The following is a 23,349-nucleotide window of genomic DNA, read 5'->3' as shown; positions in this document are numbered from 1 at the left end:
CAGAGTAATCAGAAGCTCACAGCGAGCCGCCTATTTTCTGATCTCCAGCAGCGTCAGCTTCTTCTGATCCTTGAACGTGGAGATGGTCGCCGACGCCGCGCGCAGCTCGCCCGCGTCGTCAAAAGAAATCTGGCCGGTCACACCATGAAAATCGACACGTCGCAACGCATCGACGATCTTCCCAGATTGCGCGGATTGCGCCTGAACGACAGCGTGATACACCGCCATCATCGCGTCGTAGGCATATGGCGCATACAGTTGCACGTGCTGGCCGTATCGGGCAAAGAAGCGCTGATCGAACGACGGACCGCCGGGCATCGCGGCCAGGCTCAAACCACCGTCCGCACAAAACAGATTGCTCACAAGCGCGTCACCGGCCAGTTGCGGCAACTCGCGCGTGCAGATGCCGTCACCTCCTAACATCGGCGCTGTCACACCGAGCTTTTTCATCTGACGCAGCATGGCACCGGCTTGCGCGTCGACGCCTCCGAAGAAAATCGCGTCGGGCCGTTTGTCCTTGAATAGCGTGAGCGACGAATTGAAGTCCACTGCCTTGTCGGTCGTATATTCACGAGCGACGATCGTGCCGCCCGCGCGACGCGTGGCGTCCACGAATACATCGGCCACGCCCTGGCCGTAAGCGGTCCGGTCGTCGATCACGGCCACGCGCCGCGCGTGCATCGTGTCGATCAGATAACGGCTCATGGCCGTGCCCAGAAAGTTGTCGTCTGCAATGACGCGGAAAGTCGTGCGATAGCCGAGTCGCGTGAATTGCGGGTTGGTGGCGGAGGGCGTTATCTCGGCAATGTTCGCTGCCGCGTAGAGCCGTGCCACCGCGATCGAGGTTCCCGAACTCTGGTGTCCAATGACAGCGTTCATACCGCTATCGATGAACCGTTGGGCGATCAATGTCGCAATGCGCGGATCTCCAGCATCGTCTTCTGCGTCGAGTTTGAAGGTAGTGGGAACACCCGCGATAACCGGATGCGACGCATTGATCTCTTCGATAGCGAGCCTGATGCCGTGCTCGACATCCTTGCCGAGATGAGCCTGCGGGCCGGTCAATGCACCGGCATATCCGATCATTACTACATTGTCGGCTCGTGCCTGAGAAGCGGTTATTGCTACGACTGCAGCGGCAAACAATGCCTTGAGCGGGTGGTAATATCTCAACGGCGGCCGCCGGGATTGATCAGGCACATTGCACCTTATGTGTCGATGATTAGCGCTTTGCATGGCGCTTTTTTTGGAAGGCATGAATTTATGGTAAGAGTCTGCGTCAGTCAATAGCGCGTACTCAATGACTTTCCATAGATAAGTACTTATCGGTACATTCCGCCGGCGCATTAGATCTCGCGAGAAACCATTGCCTTCTCGCTTTGCCTGTCTATCGGGAATGGCAATTAACTCTCCAGGCCACCAACGGAATGGAAATAGAACTTCTCCACGTCATGGATGCGCTGCCCGGTCTCGTATGGACCGCGCTACCCAACGGCCAGGTCGACTTTCTCAATCGACGCTGGTGTGAATATACCGGCATGAATGCAGAGATCATCCTTCAGCACTGGCAGGATGCAATTCATCCCGACGACTTGCCCGAACTGCTCGAACGCTGGGGCGCCGGTCTGGCTTCCGGAGAGCCACGGGAAGTAGATGCACGGCTGCGCCGCTTCGACGGAGAGTATCGCTGGTTTCTGATTCGTACGCGCCCGATCGTGGATGCGTCCGGCCAATTGGTGAAGTGGTGCGGGCTGAATACCGACATCGAAGACCGGCGCAGAATGGAGGCTTTGCTCGCGGGAGAAACCGAGCTGCTCGAAATGGTCGCGGGCGGCCGTCCCATGCCGGTCATACTGGAATGGCTTTGCCGTCTGGTTGAAAGTGTCACCGTTGGCTGTTATTGCAGTATCGCGGTCATGCAGCCAGGCACCACGCGTCTGGAAGATTGCGCAGCACCCAGTTTGCCCCCGGAGTTCATCGAATCGATCATGGATGGTACGGTCGATAGCGACCCATACCTGAGCGCGGCCCAATCCAATAAACAGGTGATCGTTTCCGATCTTCTATCCGACCCGCGCTGGGAACATTGTTCGTGGCGTCCAATCGCCGCGCATTACGGAATTCGTGCGTACTGGTCGATACCTGTAGTGTCGGCGAGCGGCAAGGTGATGGGTGTGTGTTCTATCTATTACGACAATCATCGAACGCCAATTCCGTTCGATCAAGGCCTGATAGAACAGATCTCCCGTATTGCGAGCATTGTCGTCGAGCGTACGCAGAATGACGCGACGCTTAGATTGAGCGAAGCTTTTCTCGCCGAAACGCGTCGGCTGAGTTCAACAGGCGGCTTTACAAAGCGGGTGTCGACGGGCGAGATCATCTGGTCCGAAGAGGTCTACCGGATGTTCGAGTTCGATCCGACCAAGCCAGTCACGCTCGAATCGATCCGTTCGCGTGTGCATCCCGAAGACCGTCTTTCATTCGACGACATGCTCGACCGTCAGCAGCGTGCAATCGATTACGAGCACGAGTACCGCCTGTTGATGCCCGACCAGTCGGTCAAGTACATGCATGTGGTCGCGCATGCCACGAAAGATTCGAGTGGCCAACTCGAGTACATTGCCGCGATTCAGGACGTGACCGAGCGGCGCCGGTCCGAAGTCGCATTGATCGAAGCAAGATCGGAACTCGCGCGAGTCTCGCGAGCATCAAGCTTCGGGGTATTGACTGCCTCCATTGCCCATGAGGTCAATCAGCCGCTCTCCGGCATCATCACGAATGCGAGTACGTGTCTGCGGATGCTAGGTGCAGATCCTCCGAATCTCGAAGGCGCCCGCGAAACCGCGCGGCGCACTATTCGGGACGGTAACCGCGCGTCGGACGTGATCAAGCGATTGCGCGCGCTATTCGGCAAGACGGACGCCACGATGGAAAGCGTCGATCTGAACGAATCCATCAACGAGATCATTACGCTGTTTCGCAGCGAACTGCATCGTAGCCGGGTAACGCTTCAGATCGACTTTGCCGAAAGTTTGCCGCTCATTACAGGAGACCGGGTGCAGCTTCAGCAGGTTATCCTCAACCTCATCCTGAATGCGCTGGAGGCGATGAGCGGTATCGACGACCGTCCACGACAGTTGCTCGTAAAGACCGGGCAAGACACCGACGGAAGCGTGTGTGCTTCAGTCGCCGATACCGGCCCAGGTTTTGGGACGGATGACCCTGCGCGCGTGTTCGATGCGTTCTATACGACCAAACCTGGCGGCATGGGTATTGGCTTATCGGTGAGTAAATCGATTATCGACAATCACGATGGCCGTTTGTGGGCCGCCGCCAACGAAAGCGGCGGTGCTACGTTTTCATTTTCGATTCCGACGCACCAGAAGCAACGAAAAGGCGCTTTCGGCAGGAGTGCGCGCTGGATTGCCGGCGTCACGGATATGCCGAAATTCCGGTGATATCGCGGCATTGACACAGTATTGACACGCGCCGCCGGACTCAAAAAACGTCGGTCGATGCGCTGCGGGTTTTGAATCGATACTAAAGTATCATATCCATATGGCCCCAGAAAGGCGCATGCTTGAGGCTGTCGCCCGTCCCGACAGATGTGGCAGAGAACAATTGCCGGCAGGCTCCGGTGTCCGGGCGCAGGCATTTGAATAGCCAGCATGTCGTGGGGAAATTATGATGGTCTTGCGGCCGCTCGTGTCGGTTGTGGATGACGACGAATCCGTGCGCGAGTCGCTGCCCGATTTGCTGAATGAGTTGGGGTTTGCCGCGCATGCATTTTCGTCGGCAGAAGCGTTTCTCGCATCGGATAAAGTCGATGCAACGGGTTGCCTGATTCTGGATATCGCCATGCCGGGGATGTCCGGCCCCGAGTTGGCGCGCGAACTTGTTCGCCGGCGAAAGGCCGTGCCCATCATTTTCATTACGGCGCATGGCGATGGGGCAACCGGTTCCGAACTGGTTGGAGAGGGAGCAGTCGCCTGTTTGCTAAAGCCCTTTAGCGAGACCGCCTTGCTTGAAGCATTGCACGAGGCGTTCAAAAAGAATTAGATGGATGACAACGCCGAACTTATACCAGTTTCAACAGCTAACCTGGCCCTTGTCGAGGTCGCCGTCCATGGAGAAGCCGGTTCCAATCATATTTATCGTCGACGACGATATCTCGGTTCGTGAATCTCTGGAATTGCTCATGGTCAGCGTTGGCTGGCAACCTGTCACTTTTGCGTCCGCGCAAATGTTTCTCGCCTATCCGCGAGCTCGTGTGCCGAACTGTCTGGTACTCGACGTGTCCCTGCCGGATCTGAGCGGTCTCGATTTGCAAAGGTTGATCGGCGCCGAGCGCGCCGACATGCCGATCGTGTTCATTACGGGCAATGGCGATGTACCCATGACCGTACAGGCCATGAAGGCCGGCGCAGTCGACTTTCTGACCAAGCCGTTCAGCGACGACGCATTGTTGAGCGCGGTCACCCACGCCCTCGAACGAAGTGCTGCGGCATTGGCGGACGAGGCGCAATTGTGCGAACTCCGCGAGGGTTACGAGTCGCTCACGCCGCGCGAGCGCGAAGTGATGGCATTCGTTGTGGCGGGGCGTCTGAACAAGCAGGTGGGTGGTGAATTAGGCATCAGCGAAATTACCGTGAAGGCCCATCGCGGCAATGTGATGCGAAAAATGAAAGCGTCATCATTACCCGAGTTGGTGATCATGGCTGCGCGACTACACCTTTCCGTCGAGCCGACACGCTGACGCTGCGTCACGCAGCTTTTCCCGTCGCTGTTTTCTTCGATGCCGGCATGGATTCGGCTACTCACGCTCGTCGAGGCTGTCACGGGTTCGAAGCGATATTTGAACATCGCCGGAGTATCGATTAGGTATCGACCAACACCATCGTCCAATAGCTGCCCGCGCATTTTAGCGCTTTAATTGCGGTGGTCGACTTCGTATTGTTTGTCGCGCCTTGCCTTCCACATGGAGCTGTCGATGATGAACAAGTTACCTTTAGCGAGACTACTGTTCCTTGTATCGGCAGCGAGCGTGGTACTGACTTATGCGTGTGCGTCAATCGCATTGTCGCTTCTGCCGCAGGTCTCCGGGTTCGTGTGGATGTTTCTGGCGCCGTTGTTGCAATTGATCCTGCTGGCCGTGCTTTCTTCACATTGCGGGAATCTGATTAGTCGTTCGATTATTGCGCTGACTGATGCCGCAAATCGCCTCGGCCCGGACATGACTGTTCGGGAATTGCCCGAAGACGGCCCTAAGGAAATCGTTCAGGCTATTCGTGCCTTTAAAGGCATGCAGCAACGACTCGCGCGTTGTACTGCGGAACGCGTACAGGTTCTCGCCGCAATTTCCCACGATTTACAGACTCCGATTACGCGCATGCGCCTGCGCGCTGAAATGCTGGAAAGCAAACAGGATAGCGCCAGGCTTTTGCAGGATCTCGACACGATGCACGCCCTTGTCGAGGAGGGCGTCACCTACGCGCGCACGCTTCACGGTACGACAGAGGCGCCGTCGCGTATCGATCTTTGTGCCTTGCTCCAAAGCATAGTGTCGGACTATGAAGACTCGGGGCATAACATGATTCTCGACTCACCTATCGTGGATCCCGTGCTCACGCTTCCGCACGCTTTGCGCCGGATTCTCGTCAACCTTATCGATAACGCGCTGAAATTCGGGAGCACGGTGCAAGTACGTGCGAGCTGTGAGTCGTCTCGACTCGTGATTTCCGTGCTCGACGACGGCCCGGGTATTCACCCGGATCAACTGGAAGAGGTGTTTAAGCCTTTTTATCGTGGCCAGTCGTGTGGCTTGCGGAACTTGAAGGGTTCCGGGCTGGGGCTTGCGATTGCCCGTCAACTTGCGATAGCGATGAACGCGGAATTGCGGTTGGCGAACCGTAGCGGGGGAGGCCTGGAGGCGCGGCTCAGTTTCGGCCATTCTCCAGGTGCAGTTTCTGTTGTAGAAGGAAAACCCGGTGTGGCGCCTCGTTCGGTCGACGCAAACATGGCTGGCGCACATGCCGTTATCGCAGAGACGCCGCGGCGTGTGCTACGAGCAAGGCCACTCATTCATTCGACCGTGTCGCGTTGAAGAAGACGCTGCGGCATCTGATTCTATTTCATAACGCGGTTGCGTCTGCGAGCGTCAATTTTCTCCTGCGTCATTCGAGATGTACGGCAATGCGGCAAGAGTAGCCCGCCGCGTATGCCGGTTATCTTCATGACCGTTCGCTGCAAGGACGTTCTCTAACCCTATTTGTTATTAAGCCCTAGCAGCGCGCGTATCTGTTGCTCTGTCTCGTCATAGCGACCCTCGCCGAAATGGCTATACACCAGCCGGCCGTTTTGATCGAACAGATACAGCGCCGGCCAGTACTGATTGCCATAAGCATTCCACGTCGCGTACTGGTTGTCTTGCGCGACCGGGTATTGAATGCCGAAACGCTTGACAGCATTCTTCAGATTGTCCGCATTGTGTTCGAACGAGTACTCGGGCGTATGCACGCCGACAACAACGAGCCCCTTGTCGCGATAACGGGAGTACCAGTCCTCGACATGAGGAATCGTGTGTGCGCAGTTGATGCAATCGAAAGTCCAGAAATCGACCAGTACGACTTTGCCTTTTAACTGTTTCACGTCGAGTGGCGGACTGTTGAGCCAGCCGTCGATACCCTTGAAATCGGGCGCCGATGCACCGGTTTGCAGGGAAGCGGCGGGTGTGGCCGCGTTGCCGGTATAGGCGAGGCCGGCCAGCAATGCGACAGCGCTGACACCCGCAGCAACAGCGGCCATCCTGAGTCGATCGAACATGAGAAACCTTCAATAAGTCAGCAATGAACGTATTGGAGCGCGCGGACGTATCTCGCATATGTCCGGCGTAGTGGTGATGCGAAACGTCCTGTATCGATGAAGCGCGTAGATACGTGGCGATACAAAACTGCGCCAGATTCGGGTAGTAACAAACGCCGTTGTGCCTGCAGTCGGGCGACTGGCAGCTCATCGACGTACCCGCCATCGAGATACATTTCGATACGTCGCGGAAACACGCAGGATACATTGGGCGGTTCTAATCTCCCTATGCAGCCTCACCATGCAATGACGCCGATGTGTGCTGGCTCCACGCGTTTCTCACGTTTCACCAACCGAAAAAATAAGGATAAGACGATGAACCTTCGACAAGTTGTGGTGAGTGGCAGCCTTGCTGCGTTATTGGCGGCATTTTCAACCGTACCGGCATTCGCAGCGGACGCAACCGACGCGGCCCAGAATACCAACGCGGCAAACGCCGTAACCAGCCAACCCGCCCCTGCGACGAAGAAGTCGATTCGCGCGGCGAATCGCGCATTCTCCCGCACGGTGCAAAAAGCACTTCAGAAAACCAAGGGTCTGGAACAGGCATCGATCGCGGTCTTCGGTAATGCGAAGACGGGTCAGGTGACGCTGGCGGGCCAGATCCTCAGCGAAGATCAGGAAGCTGTGGCGGTCAACGCGGCGAAGCAGGTGCATGGCGTCACGCTGGTCAGCAGCAAGCTGTCGCTGCATCAGCAAGGCGGCGGCTAAGCTCGCCGCTTCGGCACGCTGAAGCATCGCACGACGGGGGCGTCCTCGTCGTGCGATGCCGTGTGAGCGCGGCCGCTTTCGCCCTACGATCACACCGGCTACTGGAGATCAGTCGATGACGTCGCTATCCGACGACAACATCGTGGTTCGCACGCTGCTGAACGTCCTCGATCCGTCTGCGGAACAACTCGACGTATGCGCGAGAAAACGCCATGTGGCGCTAACCCGATGCCGTATCAACAAGCGCTTGTCTACCGCCGAAGCGTGCCATCGCGCGATCAGACGGCCTGCGCAAATCACGGTGACGGAATGGTTGTCGTCTGCCACGATCAGCGTGTCGTGGGGCGACTCGTGCAGCGGTCGCTATATCGAGCAGATCTGGTGCAGCGGCTTGTCCCGCGTCACGTCCACCTGCGTGCTGACAGGCCGCACTATCAGGCGTGGCGACCGCGTATTTCGGCCCCGTACTCGCGGACTTCGCGTGCCGGCCAATGAAGATCAGATGATCCTCGTCGACGCGGTCGAGTACCGCACCGATCTGCCAATCGGTTGATCGGATCTCGCAACGCGCGACTCCCAAATCAAATTCAGCCTCTTTTCCAGCCTGCGGCGCGGCAAGCCTCAACTGACGCCGCGCGCCATGTGTGTCGCAATGTATCTGCCGCGCGCCTGGAAAAAGTAGCTTGCATTTTTACCATCGACAGACATACACCAGATACGTCGACCCGGTTAAATAAGAACCTGCAAAAAGACGATTCGGTCCAGACGTGGACGGCCAAGTGCTGCGCCATACCGGACGCTGGAATCTGCAACGATGTGCGTGTGCACAAATGCTCACGCAGCCGGAATTCCGTACAACGTGCTTATTGGAGGCAACATGAGTGAACTATGGCGATTGTCCGCAGTTGAACTGGCCACGCGTGTGAAGACCCGCGAAGTGTCCGCGCGCGAGGCGGCGGAGTCCGCGCTGCAGCGTCTGGAAGCCGTGAATCCGATGATCAACGCGGTGGTCGCGCATCGGCCCGAGTGGGTGTTGCAACAGGCGGACGACATCGATCGCGCAATCGCACGTGGCGAGGACCCGGGGCCGCTTGCGGGCGTGCCCGTCACCACCAAGATCAACATCGATCACGCCGGGTTTGCGACCACCAACGGTACGCGTCTGCAGGAAGACCTGATCGCGGAAGTCAGCAGCCCCGCCGTGAATAATCTGCAAAAAGCCGGCGCCATCATGCTCGGCCGCACCAATTCGCCGACCTTCGCTTTACGCTGGTTCACGTCGAATCAGGTTCACGGTCGCACGTTGAATCCGCGCAATCCGTCGATCACGCCCGGCGGCTCGTCGGGCGGCGGCGCAGCGGCGGTCACGGCGGGCATCGGGCAGATCGCGCTCGGCACCGATATCGGCGGCTCGGTGCGCTACCCGGCGTATGCGTGCGGTGTCCACGGACTGCGGCCGACGTCGGGGCGCGTGCCCGCGTTCAATGCGTCGTCGCCGGAGCGCGCGATCGGTGCGCAACTGATGTCGGCAGCGGGCCCGATGGCGCGCACGATCGGCGATCTGCGGCTCGGTCTTCTCGCGCTCGCCGCGCCCGATCTGCGCGACCCCTGGTATATGCCGATGCCCTTGGTGGGGCGCGACGTGCCGTTGCGTGCCGCACTCTGTTTGCGTCCGGGCGGCATGCAGATCGCCAGAGAAGTCGAGGATGCCTTGCGTGATGCTGCGCAACGCCTCGCCGACGCGGGCTGGACGATCGAGGAAATCGACGACACGCCGTCGATGCGCGAAACGGCGCTGTTGCAGGAACGGCTGTGGCTCGGCGACGGCTTCGACGCGCTGGTCGATTCGGTCGCGCGTGACGGCGATCCGGGTGCGCAGGCGGTCGTCAACGCGGCGCGTCTGAAGGTGAAGGATCTCCCCGCCGATGTCATCAGCCGTTCGCTGGTGCGGCGCACGACGTTGTTGCGTCAATGGCGTCTGTTCCTCGATCAGTATGCGGTCGTGTTGATGCCGGTATCCGGCGAGCTACCGTTTCCCGACGATCTCGATCAGCAAGGGGCGGCGGGCTTCGATCGCGTGTGGGAAGCGCAGCTCACGATGCGCGCGCTGCCGGCAATGGGGCTGCCCGGTCTCGCAGTGACGACGCAACTCGTCAACGGCGTGCCCGTGGGTGTTCAGATTGTCGCCGCGCATTATCGCGAGGATCTGTGCCTGCTCGCGGGCGAAGCGATCGAAGCGCGCGGTGTGCCGGTTTCTCCGGTCGATCCTGGCGTTTGAGCGAAGGGCCACGGCGGTAGCATCGCTTTTGGCACTAGTGAACCGATGAAATCACGCAGACTGGCGCGCATCGCCGTCTGCGTTTCCTGCTAACCCATCCAATGGAGCATTGCATGAGCAGCCATGACGTTTACGCAAAACTGAAAGAACTTGGAATCGAATTGCCGTTGGCCGGCGTGCCGGCAGCAGCGTATGTGATGAGCGTACAGAGCGGCAATATGGTGTACCTGTCAGGACATCTGGCAAAAAGGGACGGCAAGGTATGGGGCGGCAAGCTCGGCGATACGCTGAGCACCGAAGAAGGCCAGGCCGCTGCACGCGCGGCCGCAATCGATCTGTTCGCTACCTTGCATGCGCAGATTGGCGACCTCAACCGTGTCACGCGGATCGTCAAGGTAATGAGCCTCGTCAACTCGACACCGGACTTCGTCGAACAACACCTCGTGACCAATGGCGCGTCGGACCTGATCGCCCAGGTGTTCGGCGAGAACGGCAAGCACGCGCGCTCGGCATTCGGCGTCGCGCAAATACCGCTTGGTGCATGCGTCGAAATTGAAATGACGGTTGAGATTGCGGCGTAATCGTGCCTGGAAACGAAACGGAGATGAAGTACCTCTCACTCGTTCGATCTCAGCTACGTTGATAGAAATTATTGACGTCGGCGAGTTGCTACCGGGCGAGAGCGGTCGTCGAATAACGCGCCGATGGTCTGTCGAGCCCTTGAAAGCCGGCTCATGATTGTCCCCACCGGCACGCCGAGCGTCTGAGCTGCTTCGTTATAGCTGAGTCCTTCGATTCCTACCAGCAGCATCACCCGTCGTTGGGTTTCGGGCAGACGTTGCACAGCCTGAACAATCTGCCGGTTCATTGCCTGTTGTTCGGGCGTGCATGCAGCCGGGTCGGCTACCGTTTCGAGAAAGAGGTCGTCCCAATCCATCCCGATTCGGTTACGCACGCTTCGCGAGCGCAGTTCGTTGATCCACGTTGATTGCACGATAGAGAACATCCAGCTCAGCGGAGCAGTTCCCGGTTGCAACTGATGCGCGCGTTCGAGTGCGCGCAGGCACGCGCGCTGCACGAGGTCGTCGGCGTCGTGCCGGTCTCCTGAGATGCGCAGCGCGAACGCCCACAGCCGGGGAAGCATCGGCGGCAGCAGAGCCGGCAATTCTGTTGTCATCGACATAGGCTGTCGCCGATAGTGCGCTGCTTCGTCGCCAGTCTCAACGCAGCGGACGAAATGCCGCGCGAACTTCAGTAGCGAAAAGCTCCGGTTGCTCCCACGCGGCGAAGTGACCGCCTTTATCGACCTCGTTGAAATAAATGAGGTTGTGATACGCGCGTTCGGTCCAGCTACGCGGCGCGCGATAAATCTCGCCCGGGAAAATCGTCACCGCGGCGGGCATTGAAATATCGACGGCGTTGAAGTTGTTCGAATGATCTTCCCAGTAAATCTGTGCAGCCGATGTCGCGCTGTTCGTGAGCCAGTACAGCGAAATATCGTCGAGCATTTCGTCGCGCGACAGCGAACGCTCCGGCACGCCGCCGCTATATGTCCACTGCGAAATTTTGTCGTACATCCACGCGGCCTGTCCGACCGGCGAGTCGGCGAGCGCGTAGCCGACCGTTTGCGGGCGCGTCACCATCATCGACGAGTAACCGCAGTTGTCCCGATAGAACACGCTCAGCGATTCGTACGCCGCTTTTTCTTGCGGCGACAGGTTAGCCGGTGCGGGATCGCCGAGTGAAAGCGAACGGGCGATATCGGGTGGCACGGTTGCAGGCATGTTGACGTGAATGCCAATCAGGCCTTTCACTTTCTGCATGGCCATGCGGTGCGAAATCACCGAGCCGCAATCGCCCCCTTGCGACACGAAACGCGTATAGCCAAGCCGCGCCATCAATTCGCCCCACGCGCGCGCGATGTGATCCGAGCCCCAGCCGGTTGTTTTCGGCTGCTCCGAAAAACCGAAGCCAGGCAGCGACGGGATGACGATATGGAACGCGTCGTCGGCGCTACCGCCATGTGCGGTGGGATCGGTGAGCGGTGCGATAACCTTGATCAATTCGAAGATCGAGCCAGGCCAGCCGTGAGTCATGATCAACGGCATCGCGTGTTTATGGCGTGAGCGCACGTGAATGAACTGAATGTCGAGTCCGTCGATTTCGGTCATGAACATCGGCAATGCGTTGAGCTTCGCTTCGCCTTTACGCCAGTCGTAGTCGGTGGCCCAGTAATCGACTAGCGCCTGCATTCGCGCCAGCGGCACGCCTTGCGATTCGTCGTTGACGGTTTCTTTCGCGGGCCAGCGCGTGGCCGCGATGCGCCGACGCAGATCGTCGAGTGCGGCCTCGGGCACGTTGGCTTTGAACGGGCGAATCGGTTCGCCGCCGGTTGCGGCGAACAACGTGCCGGGGATCAATCCCGCTGCGGCCACGGCGGCGGAGGTCGCGAGAATCTGGCGTCGGCGAGGCGAGAACGGTGATGAAGTCATGGTTATTATCCTGGCGCTAAAAAAAGCCGGCGCACCGATTACGGTGCACCGGCGTGTTATTCACGAGAAGGGCGCTCGATTTCGCGCGGCAGTTTTTAATACCTGAGCCGGCGGCGAGCCTTGAGTGCGGGTAAAACCCGCAACGCCGATCAAACGACCGTGATGACCACATCGATGTTGCCGCGCGTGGCCTTCGAGTACGGGCAGGTCTGGTGCGCGGCATCCACGAGTGCCTGGGCGACTTCGCTATCGACACCCGGCACGCTCACGTTCAGGCGAGCCTGCAGGAAGTACGCGCCGTCGGCGGTGACAAGATCGATTTCGGCATCGACAGCGGTCTCTTTCGGCAACGCGACTTTCAGCTTCTGCGCGGCCAGTCCCATTGCGCCGATGAAGCATGCCGACCAGCCTGCCGCCAGCATCTGTTCGGGGTTGGTGCCGGGCGCGGCCGAGCCGGGGCTGGACAGCTTCACGTCGAGGCGGCCGTCCGAACTGCGCGCAGTACCATCGCGTCCGCCGGTGGTGTGGGTCTTGCCGGTGTACAGCACTTTTTCAGCTTGGGTCATGATCGATTCCGGTTGTTCAGGTTGAGTGATGAACGATGAATGTTCTGTTGGCTGAAGCTGGCTTAACTGCCTTGATAGAACTTGTTCAGCGCGGCGAGCTGACCGTCTTTCTCGGCGCGCACGAGTTCCTGTCGAACTTCGGCACGCGTTTTCGCGTGCGGAGCGTTTTGCGAGTCGAAACTGGCTGCGTGTGTGTCGGCAATAGAATTAGCTGTCGGATTGGCTGCATAAGCGGAGCCAGTCATCGCGCAGGCCGCCAATGCCAAAGCGAGCATCGTTACTTTCATGTCGTTCTCCTGAAACAGGGACCAGATTGGAAGCATCCGCTCGGTATCCGCAGACCGCAGAGCGTGGTGTCTGCAGGAATGTCTTCAGCGGATTCCGTCGTTGGATGCATTAAAGCCAAACGAGGTATCTGGGTTGTGTCGGGAGTGGGAGGTATTGCAAGGCTGTGTATCTGCGCGAACGGCATACACATTGAGAAACAATTCTGTCAGTTTGCTTGCGATGAATTAACGAAAGAGCAGGCATGCGGCCTCGATACGTCGAGTTCATATCGGACTTATTTCTGCCGCCGCCTTTTGTATCCCAATGTATCTATCCCACGTCTGGATAAGGACGCTTGCATAGCGTGGGCACAGCGAACACATTGCAGATACATCCGCGAGATTAAATGTGCGGACGCAAGGTTGATCCAACTCTGCGTTGAACTCGGGCTGCGCGGCGATCTGCGTGCACTGATTTCATTCCCTCACCCGTACCTATGATCCCGGTGCCTTATGCCTGTCAGCGGGTCGCTCAATTCAACGCTATTTCAATTCCGCCGGAAAGAACCATGACTGATTTTCTGAAGAGATTCCTCGGCTCCGCAGTATTGATCGGTGGCCTGTGCGCATTTCAGGTTTCGCACGCGGCACCGCCACAGGATCTGAAGGGCAAGAATGTCGTGCTCGTGCATGGCGCATTCGCCGATGGTTCGAGCTGGGAGAAAGTGATTCCGCTGCTCGAAGCGCGCGGCCTTCATGTGGTCGCCGTGCAGAATCCGTTGAGTTCACTGGCAGACGACGTTGCCGCGACCAAACGCGTGGTCGATCAGCAGACCGGCCCTGTGGTTCTGGTCGGCCATTCCTGGGCGGGCGTGGTGATTAGCGAGGCGGGCAATGACGACAAGGTTAAGAGCCTCGTCTATGTCGCGGCGTTTGCACCCGATAGCGGACAGTCAATCGACGATATGACGAAGGGTATGCCTGCGCCCGTCTGGGCAAGCGAATTGCAAAAGGATTCCGCCGGCTATCTGACGCTTTCCACCCAAGCCGTGCTCGCCGATTTCGCGCAGGATCTGCCGCTGCCGGAGCGTCGCCTGATTGCCGCCACTCAAGGGCCGTGGGCCGCCGCGTGCATCGGCGAAAAAGTCACGACCGCTGCATGGCATGACAAGCCGTCTTATTTCGTAGTCGCAGCGAAGGACAAGATGATCGATCCGAACCTGCAACAGAGCATGGCCAAAAACATTGGCGCGCATGTCACGAATGTCGATACGAGTCACGTGGCGATGCTCAGCCAGCCCAAGGCCGTCGCCGATACGATTATTGCTGCTGCGCAATCCGCAGAGTAAGTGGAATTGCCCGGTTTTCCTCACAAGGCGAGACCGGGCATTTCCGAATCGTGCAGACTGTGCTGTGTTATTGCGACCTGCGCCATGTGCCTGGCGGCACGCCGACGATCTGCGAGAACATCCGCGAAAAATGGCTCTGATCGGAAAATCCGCAAGCGACCGCAATCTCCGCGAGCGACGCATCCGAACTCACCAGTAGCCCACGCGCGCGCGCAATGCGTTGCTGAATCAGCCACTGATGCGGCGTGCAATGCGTCGTCTCACGAAACGCGCTGATGAAATAACTGCGCGACAGATTGCACGCGGCCGCAATCTCTTCGATGGATATATTCCCGTCGGCTTCCGCAAGCAGCATTTCCTTCGCGCGGGCCTCCTGCGCACGCGACAGGCGCCGCTTCGAGCGAGTAGGTGCACCGGACGGTCCGGCATACTGGTCGACTACATACGTCGCGATCGCGGTGCCGAGTTGCTCGACGAACAGTGGACTCGCTTTGCCCGGACCTTCCAGCGTGAGCGCGAGAATTTGCGCGAAGTGACCCAGCACCGGGTCCTCGCGAACCAGCGGCGTCGCAAAGCCGCGCGGTTTGGAGCCTTGACGTTCGTCTAAAGCTTTAGCGATCGATTCAGTGGACAGTTCCATGAGTACAAAGTCGAAGGCGCCGTACATGTCGGCCTGGTAGTCGTCGGAGAAATCGCGCAGGTAAACCGAGTCGCGGCCGAAATGTTGCGACGCCTGATGTCGACCGGAAATCACCCGCCTGTGATGTCCCGTTTTCAACGACACGCCCACCAGCATGCCCCGATCGGAAGCGGGCGTCGCGACCGAACTGAGCGGGCCATTGTGCGTGCATTTTCGATAAAATTTGAATTCGCCTGCATCCAGTTCGAAGTCTTTGAGCAAGCGGTTCGACACGCAGCCCAACGAGTCTTTGGGTCGTACCGGTGCCGCAACGGAGCCGTTTGTCTGGGAGGGCATGCTTCGTTACCTCGATTTCTTCACTGTCGGAGCGAATCGTAAGCTACCGAAATCGGGTTTGCGGGAATATGAACGATATTTAAGGTAAGACTTGCCGCGCGATCTCCGAATATGAACAAAATTTAATCCGTGACGCGCGGCATTGCGGGTAGATTCCAGCCCGATAATGGCCGTAGAGTACGTTGCGCCATCGTTTGACCAAACTGAACGTGCATCACCATAAGAGAGCCGAATGAAGATCTTGCTCGTCGAGGACAACGAGCCGGTTGCCCACTTCCTGAAGAAGGGTCTGGCAGAAGCAGGGCATGCAATCGACCACGCGGACAACGGGCAAGCCGGCTTGCAACTGGCCACGCGCGGGTCCTACGACGTGATCGTGATGGACCGGATGCTGCCGGGCGACCTCGACGGACTGGAAATCATCGCGAGGCTACGTGCTGCGGGCAATAAGGTGCCGATACTGATCCTCAGCGCGCTCGCGGCGGTCGACGAACGCATTAGCGGCCTGAAAGCCGGTGGCGACGACTATCTGGTGAAGCCTTTCGCATTCGGCGAACTGCTCGCACGAATCGATGCGCTGGTGCGGCGTACGCAGGAAGTGCCCGCCGAGACCACGCTGACCGTCGACGGCCTGACTATCGATCTGATCTCCCGCAAAGTGACGCGCGACGGCAAGCCCATCGCGCTCCAGCCCCGCGAATTCAAGCTCCTCGCCTACCTGATGCGGCACGCGGGGCAGGTCGTCACGCGCACCATGCTGCTCGAAAATATCTGGGACTATCATTTCGATCCGCAGACCAATGTGATCGATGTCCACGTCAGCAAACTCCGGCAGAAAATCGACGCGGGTTTCGCGCGCTCGCTGCTCCACACGGTTCGCAATTCCGGCTACATGTTGACGGCCGACGACTGAACCCCAAGCTCAGCCGGCGGGTTGGCCGGGCTGTCGAGGAACGCGTATGTACGACCAGACCATCGTTGCGCCTGAGGTCCTCGTGGACGATGGGGAGCTTGTGCTGTCGCGCGTCATCGGCAGGCAGGACGGTGAAGCGGCGCTTCTGCTGACGCCGTCTCACGATTGCCGGTTGCCGTCCGCCCGCGTGGTCGAGCGGCTCACGAATGCTATGTCGTTGCGTGCATCGCTCGATATACGCGGTGTCGCGCGGCCGCGCCGGTTGATCGAACTTGATGGCCAGCCCGCGCTCGTCCTCGACGATCCCGGCGGCCTGCCGCTCGCGGGCATGCTCGGTGCGCCGTGGCCGCTCAGACGGTTTCTCGACGTGGCACGCGCGCTCGCCGCCGCACTCGCCGGCTTGCATCGACACGATCTGATCGTGCGCGACGTGCGGCCCGCGACCATTCTCGTGACGGATGAAAATTCGGTTGCGCTAACGCGCTTCGGCATGACGTCGGTTGCATCGGATGGCGGCGCTGCGCCCGATCCGTCTGTTCTCGCCATGACGGAAGTCGGCTCGCTGATCTATATCGCGCCGGAATTGACCGGCCGCATGAGCCGCCGGGTCGACCGGCGCTGCGATCTTTATTCGCTCGGCGTCGTGTTGTATCAGATGCTCACCGGCGAATTGCCGTTCGACGCAACGACCGCCGCCGAGTGGATTCACTCGCACATGACGCGGCAGCCCGCGCCAGTTGCGGGGCGCGTGGCCGACGTGCCGCCCGTGGTCGCGTCGATCGTGACGACGCTGCTCGCGAAGAGTGCCGACGACCGCTATCAGAGCGCGACCGCGCTCGAAGCGGACCTGGGTCGCTGTCTCGATCAATGGATCGCGCAGGCCGCAATCGACACATTCGAACTGACCACGCACGATGCCGTGCAGCGTTTGACGATTCCCGACCAGCTATACGGACGCCGCGCGCCGCTCGATGAACTCGACGCGGCGTTTGCGCGTATCGCGCGAGCGGGACGCTGTGAACTGGTGCTGGTGGCTGGGCATTCCGGGGTTGGCAAGTCGGCGCTGGTCAGTCGCTTTGCACGCGATCTGACAGGCCGCTACGTCGCCGGAAAGTTCGATCAGTACAAGCGCGACATTCCATATGCAACGCTCGCGCAGGCGTTTCAGACACCAATCCGCCAGATTCTGACGGGCAGCGACGAACAGGTCGCGCATTGGCGCGAGCGTCTGCGCGATGCGCTCGGATCGAACGGGCAGTTGCTGGTCGACGTCATTCCCGAACTGGAACTGGTGGTCGGCGCGCAGCCTCCGTTGCCCGCGTTGTCGCCGCAAGATGCGCAGGCGCGCTTTCACACGGCGATGCGCCGCTTTATCGCCGTATTCGCGCAGCCGGGCGAGCCGCTCGTGCTCTTTCTCGACGACTTGCAGTGGATCGACGCGGCTACGTTGTCGCTGCTGGAACAACTCGTGGCCGTCGCGCCGGTACACGATCTGCTGATTGTCGGCGCCTATCGCGACAACGAAGTCGGCGCGACGCATCCGCTGGCTCGCGTGATCGAGTCGATCAGGACGGCGGCCGGCAATGTCAGCGAGATCGTGCTGCAGCCGCTCGTCGCGGACGATCTGTGCCAGTTGATCGCCGACGCGTTGGGTAGCGACTGCGCGAGCGCGCGTCCGCTTGCGGGTTTGCTGTACGACAAAACCGGCGGCAATCCGCTGTTCGCCAGCCAGTTGCTGATGACGCTCGCCGACAGCGGCCAACTCGTGTTCGATCGCTCGTCGAGCGCATGGCGCTGGACTGTCGATACGATTCGCGAGCATCTGTCGTCCGGCGATATCGTCGATCTGATGGTGGACAAGATCGACGGGTTGTCGGCCGAAAGCCGGGATGCGCTCGCCTATCTCGCCTGCCTCGGCGACGCCGTGCCGCTCGCCACGCTCGCGCAGGTGAGTGGTCACGCGCCCCGGCGAATCGAAACCGCGCTCGCGGATGCGGTGAGCGTCGGCCTGGTTCAGCATGTCGACGGCGCTTACCGGATGACCCACGATCGGGTGCAGGAAGCCGCCTACGCGCGAATCGCACCCGACGCGCGCCCGGCGCTGCATCTGAAGATCGCGCGCGCGTTGCTTGCGCAGACGCGGCCCGATCAGATCGAACGCGGCGTGTTCGAAATCGTCAGCCAGTTCAATCGCGCGCTCGATCTGCTGGCGAGTCCCGCCGAACGCGAGCAGGCCGCAACCCTGAATCTGATGGCCGCGCGGCGGGCGAAAAGCTCGACCGCGTTTGCGTCGGCGCGGCTGTATCTGACAACCGGGCTCGCGCTGTGTGACGCGAACGCGTGGACCGACAACTATCCGCTGGTGTTCGCGCTCGACTACCTTCTCGCCGAGTGCGAATTCTTGACCGGCGAGACAGAGCACGCGCGAATCCGCCTCGAAACGCTGGCAACGCGGGCCGCGAATCTCGTGGACCGCGCGTCGGTCGCCTGGCTGCGCGTCACGCTTTTCACGGCGCTCGATCGCAGCGACGTCGCGGTGGAGCTGTGCCTGGAGTATCTGCGCAGCGTCGGCGTCGATTGGTCCGCGCACCCGACGCGCGACGCGGCGTGCGACGAATATCAGGCGTTGCTCGCGCAGATCGACGGGCGGCCGATTGCATCGCTGATCGACTTGCCGTTGCTGAACGACCGCGACCGTCAGGCGACGCTCGACGTGCTGACCGCCGTGTTGCCGCCCGCGTTTTTCAGCGACGAGAACCTGGTCTGCCTCGTGTTGTGCCGGATGGCGAATCTCGGTCTCGCGCATGGAAATAGCGATGCGTCGTCGCTCGGTTACGCGTATCTCGGCATGGTGGCGGGGCCCTGTTTCGGCGACTACGAGGCGGGCTTCCAGTTCGGCGAACTCGGTCTCGCACTGGTCGACGAGCGCGGGCTCGACCGCTTCCGTGCGCGCGTCTACATGTGTTTCGCGTACCACGTGATGCCGTGGACGCGCCACATCGGCGCGGGCCTGCCACTGCTGCGGCGCGCGTTCGACGCCGCCAGCGAGCAAGGTGATCTCACGTACATGGGCTTCAGTTCGTGCACGCTGATCACGAGCCTACTGGCCGCAGGGACGAACCTCGCTGAGATCGAGCGTCAGGCGCAGGAGCGGCTGGAACTCGTGCAAGCCGCGAAGTTCGGCCTGATCGTGGATATCATCACCGGCCAGTTGCGACTGATCCGTATGCTGCGCGGCGTGCCTCAGGATGCGGCGTTCGACGAAGCCGATTTCGAGGCGCATCTTGCGTCCGACCCGTGCCTGGCGATTGCCGCTTGCTGGTACTGGATTCGCAAATTGCAGGCGTGCTATCTGGCCGGCGACATCGACGGTGCGCTGATAGCAGCCGATTTTGCGGAGCCGTTGCTATGGACGTCGTCCGGGCATTTCGAGGTCGCCGAATTTCATTTCTATGCGATGCTGGCGCGCTCGTCGAAGCTGGAGTCCGGCGCGGCGCTGCCGGCCGGGTTGCACGCGCATTACGGGCAGTTGTCGCAATGGGCTGATCACGGTCCGGATAATTTTGGTTGCCGGTTCAGCCTGGTGCAGGCGGAACTGGCGCGCATCGCCGGTGCACAAATGGACGCGATGCGTCATTACGACAGCGCGATTGCGCAGGCCCGCGCGCATGGTTTCGTTCAGATCGATGCGCTCGCGCATGAACGGGCCGCCGCCTTTTACGATGCCGCAGGTTTCGCTGCCATCGCGCAGCTTTATTGGCGCAATGCGCGCGTTGCGTGGTCGACATGGGGCGCGGCGAGCCGGGTTGCGGCTATCGACGCGCGTGGGCTCGGCATCGAAGAAACGCCTGGCTCCGCGATCGTGCGGACGGCAACGAGTGTGGCGCCGTCCGTCCACGGGATGCCGCTCGACAGTCTCGATCTTGTCGGGATCGTCGAATCGTCGCAGGCGCTGTTTGGTGAGGTAGAACTGGAGCGCGTCATCCGTATTCTGATGAACGTGATGCTCGAACATGCCGGTGCCGAACGCGGACTGCTCGTGATTCCGCGAGGCGACGCGCTGTGTATCGAAGCCGAAGCCACGACGGGCCGCACCGGCATTCAGGTGGGCGTGAATGCCCGCGCGGTGGCGGAGAATGCGCTGCCGCTTTCGTTGCTGCACTACGCAATCCGTACCCGGCAATTCGTCCTGCTCGACAACGCGCAACCGCTGCCGCCCGAGTTTTCCGCCGATCCCTATCTGCTCGCCGCGCGGCCGCGTTCGGCACTGTGTTTGCCGTTGATGAACCAGAAGCGGCTGATCGGCGCGCTATACCTCGAAAACAACCAGATGTCCGGCGTATTCACGCCGTCGCGCGTGTCAGTGTTGCGGTTGCTCGCATCGCAGGCCGCCATCTCGCTCGAAAATTCATCGCTACAACAAAGAGAAGCGCTGCTTGAAGAGAAAGACGCGCTGCTGAAGGAAGTCCATCATCGCGTGAAAAACAATCTGCAACTGATCAGCAGTCTGCTTAATCTGCAGGCTGCCAACGTGACCGATCCGGCCGTCGCCGAACTGTTTTCGGATAGCCGCAATCGGGTTCGTTCAATGGCGCTCGTGCATGAAAACCTGTATCGCGCCGGCAATTTCGCGCGTATTCCGATGGCGACGCATATCGAGCGATTGTGCGGGCACCTTGCGCGTGCGTACGATCTGCACCGTCAGCGGGTCGTGCTGGAACTCGCTGTCGACGAGATCGAACTGGACATGAACACGGCAACCTCATGCGGGTTGATCATCAACGAACTCGTGTCGAATGCGCTCAAGCATGCGTTCGCGGGACGCGGCGGGAAGCTGTGCGTGTCGTTGCAACGCGATGTGCAGCACGATGGCAACGCGCACTACGTGCTGCGTGTCGCGGACGACGGCGTCGGCATCGACAAGGACTTTGCTGCGGGCAATGCAAGTTCGCTCGGCCTGCAACTGGTCGGCGACCTGACGCAGCAGATAGGCGGCGCGCTTGCCGTCGAGACCGGGCCGGGCACCGCCTTCACGGTCACGTTCAACACCGCTGGCGAGCGGGCTCACTGATATGGAGCACGCACGCATTCTGATTGTCGAAGACGACCGGATCGTCGCCCGCGATATCCAGCAACAGCTTCAGCGCATCGGCCACACGATTGTCGGCATGACCGCGCGCGGCGAAGACGCGTTGCAGCTCGCGCTGGATACGACGCCCGATCTTGTGCTGATGGACGTGCGTCTCGAGGGCGAAATCGACGGGATCGAAGTGGCGCGCGAGTTGCGCGATTGTTGCCATATTCCGGTGGTGTTCCTGACTGCGTACGCTGACAGCGAAACGGTAAAACGCGCGGCGCTGGCCGAACCGTTTGGCTACATCCTGAAGCCGTTTGAAGATCTTCAACTGGTGACGGTTGTCGAGATGGCGCTGTACAAGCACCGCGCCGAAGCGCGTTTGCGCGAAAGCGAGCGGCGCTATGCGATCACGCTGTCGAGTATCGGCGATGCGGTGATCGCGACCGACTGCGAATGCAGGATCACGTTTATCAACGCAGTGGCCGAGCGGCTCACGGGCTGGCAGCGTAGCGATGCGTTAGGCCGCAGGTTCGACGAAGTCTTCGTCGCGATCGACGAAGCGAACGGACTGGGCATCGACGATCCGGTGCCGCGTGTGCTGAAATCCGGCACGCGCACGTCAACGCTTACCGGCACGTTGCTGGAATCTCTCGGCGGCCGCCGCACGCCGGTCGAAGCGAGCGTGTCGCCGATCACCGACGATCGCGCGAAAGTCGAGGGCGTCGTCGTGGTATTCCACGATGTGTCCGAGCGTCGTCAGGCCGAGCAGGCCACGTGGCTGCGCAAAACCAACGCACGTCTCGAAGCTGCGATGTGCGGCTCGGACATCGGCGTGTGGGAAGTCGACATGCCCGACGGCGATGTGATGAGCGGCCGCGTGCATCTGACGAACATCTGGGAACGTCTCGGCTATGGTCCCGCAGCGGAAACGATGACCTCGGCGCAGTACATGCAGATCATCCATCCCGACGATCGCGGGAAGACCGAGCGTGCGATCGAAGATTATCTGGGCGGAAAGACCGCGTCGTTCGAACTCGAAAATCGTGTCATGCGCGCAGACGGCGCGTATCGGTGGATGCTGGTACGCGGGACCGCGCTGCGCAATCAACAGGGGCTGCCGGTGCGTTTCACCGGCACCGTGGTCGATATCACCGAGTTGAAGCGCGTGCAGGCCGAGCTGACCGAGATGATGCACGGCGTGCGCAACGTGTCGAATGCGATTGCTCACGATCTGCGCACGCCGTTGGCGGAGTTGCGCTCGCGTCTCGAATCGCTGTCGGTGTTACGGCCCGGCCCGGACGAAACGTTTTCCGAAGTCGATGCGGCGCTCGTCGATATCGATCGCGTGATGGCGATTTTCAATGCGCTGCTGCGGCTTGCGGAGATCGACTCGGGCATCCGTCGCGCGGGTTTCGTCGAGGGCGATATCGGCGATCTGGTGTTGGAGGCCGCCGAGTTCTATCTGCCGGTCGCGGAATTGCGCAATGTGAGCTTGTCGGTCGAATGTGCGGGCGATTTGCGCGCGGTGGCCGACCATCTGCTGATTGCGCAGGCGGTCGGTAATCTGATCGACAACGCGCTGAAATACGCGCCGGTTCAGGGGACCATTCGCGTGTCGGCCACACGCAATGCAGACGGCGCGATATCGATTGCCGTCGCGGATAACGGCCCCGGCATTCCCGACGCGGAGAAGGCCAAGGTCACCGGGCGCTTCTATCGTGGCGACGCAAGCCGGGGAACGCCGGGGGTCGGGCTCGGGCTCTCGCTCGTTGCCGCGGTGGCGACGTTGCACGGCGGCAGCGTCGCGTTCACGGACAATCATCCGGGCACGGTGGCGACGTTGTTGCTGACGGTTTAGGC

The 23,349-nt window shown here is 60.3% G+C and carries 19 protein-coding genes; 12 read left to right on the top strand and 7 right to left on the bottom strand.

Annotation, left to right across the window (positions count from 1 at the left end):
- Window positions 1–30: 30 nt before the first annotated feature.
- Window positions 31–1,086, bottom strand: a complete 1,056-nt coding sequence (locus BLS41_RS31255; protein WP_253189850.1) for a branched-chain amino acid ABC transporter substrate-binding protein — start codon at window positions 1,084–1,086, stop codon at window positions 31–33.
- A gap of 341 nt (window positions 1,087–1,427) precedes the next feature.
- Here BLS41_RS31255 and BLS41_RS31250 point away from each other — a divergent pair, with 341 nt between their 5' ends.
- The 4 genes from BLS41_RS31250 to BLS41_RS31235 all read left to right on the top strand — a co-directional run bounded on the left by BLS41_RS31250 (window position 1,428) and on the right by BLS41_RS31235 (window position 6,103).
- On the top strand, window positions 1,428–3,458 hold the full coding sequence (locus tag BLS41_RS31250) for a PAS domain-containing protein (RefSeq protein WP_074771567.1): 2,031 nt from the start codon (window positions 1,428–1,430) through the stop codon (window positions 3,456–3,458).
- Between the two features lie 256 nt (window positions 3,459–3,714).
- A complete protein-coding gene (locus BLS41_RS31245) occupies window positions 3,715–4,059 on the top strand; it encodes a response regulator transcription factor (protein ID WP_253189849.1) in 345 nt (114 codons plus the stop codon).
- A gap of 67 nt (window positions 4,060–4,126) precedes the next feature.
- A complete protein-coding gene (locus BLS41_RS31240) occupies window positions 4,127–4,756 on the top strand; it encodes a response regulator transcription factor (protein WP_074771565.1) in 630 nt (209 codons plus the stop codon).
- Between the two features lie 234 nt (window positions 4,757–4,990).
- A complete protein-coding gene (locus tag BLS41_RS31235; protein ID WP_074771564.1) occupies window positions 4,991–6,103 on the top strand; it encodes a sensor histidine kinase in 1,113 nt (370 codons plus the stop codon).
- Between the two features lie 161 nt (window positions 6,104–6,264).
- Here BLS41_RS31235 and BLS41_RS31230 read toward each other — a convergent pair whose 3' ends face one another.
- Window positions 6,265–6,822 (bottom strand): thioredoxin family protein, encoded by a 558-nt coding sequence (locus tag BLS41_RS31230; RefSeq protein WP_074771563.1) that lies wholly within the window; start codon window positions 6,820–6,822, stop codon window positions 6,265–6,267.
- Window positions 6,823–7,176: 354 nt separating this feature from the next.
- Here BLS41_RS31230 and BLS41_RS31225 point away from each other — a divergent pair, with 354 nt between their 5' ends.
- From BLS41_RS31225 to BLS41_RS31210, 4 genes are all read left to right on the top strand, one after another.
- Window positions 7,177–7,572: a BON domain-containing protein gene (locus BLS41_RS31225; RefSeq protein WP_074771562.1), complete on the top strand. Its 396-nt coding sequence runs from the start codon at window positions 7,177–7,179 to the stop codon at window positions 7,570–7,572.
- Between the two features lie 115 nt (window positions 7,573–7,687).
- On the top strand, window positions 7,688–8,125 hold the full coding sequence (locus BLS41_RS31220; protein ID WP_074771561.1) for a DUF3331 domain-containing protein: 438 nt from the start codon (window positions 7,688–7,690) through the stop codon (window positions 8,123–8,125).
- Between the two features lie 324 nt (window positions 8,126–8,449).
- Window positions 8,450–9,850: an amidase family protein gene (locus BLS41_RS31215; protein WP_074771560.1), complete on the top strand. Its 1,401-nt coding sequence runs from the start codon at window positions 8,450–8,452 to the stop codon at window positions 9,848–9,850.
- 113 nt (window positions 9,851–9,963) lie between these two features.
- Window positions 9,964–10,431 (top strand): RidA family protein, encoded by a 468-nt coding sequence (locus BLS41_RS31210; RefSeq protein ID WP_074771559.1) that lies wholly within the window; start codon window positions 9,964–9,966, stop codon window positions 10,429–10,431.
- A 68-nt stretch (window positions 10,432–10,499) separates the two neighbouring features.
- On the opposite strand, the gene BLS41_RS31205 is transcribed toward BLS41_RS31210, so the two are convergent.
- The 4 genes from BLS41_RS31205 to BLS41_RS31190 all read right to left on the bottom strand — a co-directional run bounded on the left by BLS41_RS31205 (window position 10,500) and on the right by BLS41_RS31190 (window position 13,195).
- Complete coding sequence (locus BLS41_RS31205) at window positions 10,500–11,027, bottom strand: RNA polymerase sigma factor (protein ID WP_074773200.1); 528 nt, start codon at window positions 11,025–11,027, stop codon at window positions 10,500–10,502.
- A 43-nt stretch (window positions 11,028–11,070) separates the two neighbouring features.
- Window positions 11,071–12,342: an epoxide hydrolase family protein gene (locus tag BLS41_RS31200; protein ID WP_074771558.1), complete on the bottom strand. Its 1,272-nt coding sequence runs from the start codon at window positions 12,340–12,342 to the stop codon at window positions 11,071–11,073.
- A 149-nt stretch (window positions 12,343–12,491) separates the two neighbouring features.
- Window positions 12,492–12,908, bottom strand: coding sequence for an organic hydroperoxide resistance protein (locus BLS41_RS31195; protein WP_074771557.1), 417 nt, complete (start codon window positions 12,906–12,908; stop codon window positions 12,492–12,494).
- 62 nt (window positions 12,909–12,970) lie between these two features.
- The gene (locus BLS41_RS31190) at window positions 12,971–13,195 is read right to left on the bottom strand and encodes a DUF4148 domain-containing protein (protein ID WP_074771556.1); all 225 of its coding nucleotides are present in this window, start codon (window positions 13,193–13,195) and stop codon (window positions 12,971–12,973) included.
- A gap of 548 nt (window positions 13,196–13,743) precedes the next feature.
- On the opposite strand from BLS41_RS31190, the gene BLS41_RS31185 reads away from it, so the two are divergent.
- Window positions 13,744–14,523, top strand: a complete 780-nt coding sequence (locus BLS41_RS31185) for an alpha/beta fold hydrolase (RefSeq protein WP_074771555.1) — start codon at window positions 13,744–13,746, stop codon at window positions 14,521–14,523.
- A 67-nt stretch (window positions 14,524–14,590) separates the two neighbouring features.
- Here the strand turns inward: BLS41_RS31185 and BLS41_RS31180 are convergent, their stop codons facing one another.
- The gene (locus BLS41_RS31180) at window positions 14,591–15,499 is read right to left on the bottom strand and encodes a helix-turn-helix domain-containing protein (RefSeq protein WP_074771554.1); all 909 of its coding nucleotides are present in this window, start codon (window positions 15,497–15,499) and stop codon (window positions 14,591–14,593) included.
- A 232-nt stretch (window positions 15,500–15,731) separates the two neighbouring features.
- Between BLS41_RS31180 and BLS41_RS31175 the strand changes: the two genes are divergently transcribed.
- From BLS41_RS31175 to BLS41_RS31165, 3 genes are read left to right on the top strand one after another with little or no spacing between them, the layout of a single operon-like run.
- Entirely contained in the window at window positions 15,732–16,412 is a 681-nt protein-coding gene (locus BLS41_RS31175) for a response regulator transcription factor (RefSeq protein WP_074771553.1), read from the top strand.
- A 46-nt stretch (window positions 16,413–16,458) separates the two neighbouring features.
- A complete protein-coding gene (locus BLS41_RS31170) occupies window positions 16,459–21,483 on the top strand; it encodes an AAA family ATPase (RefSeq protein ID WP_074771552.1) in 5,025 nt (1,674 codons plus the stop codon).
- A gap of 1 nt (window position 21,484) precedes the next feature.
- Window positions 21,485–23,347, top strand: a complete 1,863-nt coding sequence (locus BLS41_RS31165; RefSeq protein ID WP_074771551.1) for a hybrid sensor histidine kinase/response regulator — start codon at window positions 21,485–21,487, stop codon at window positions 23,345–23,347.
- The last annotated feature ends 2 nt before the right edge of the window (window positions 23,348–23,349 follow it).

The organism is Paraburkholderia fungorum (genome assembly GCF_900099835.1).
In the GTDB taxonomy this organism is placed as follows: domain Bacteria; phylum Pseudomonadota; class Gammaproteobacteria; order Burkholderiales; family Burkholderiaceae; genus Paraburkholderia; species Paraburkholderia fungorum_A.
Note: the sequence above shows the minus strand (reverse complement) of the source record. Positions and strands in the feature narration are given on the sequence as shown.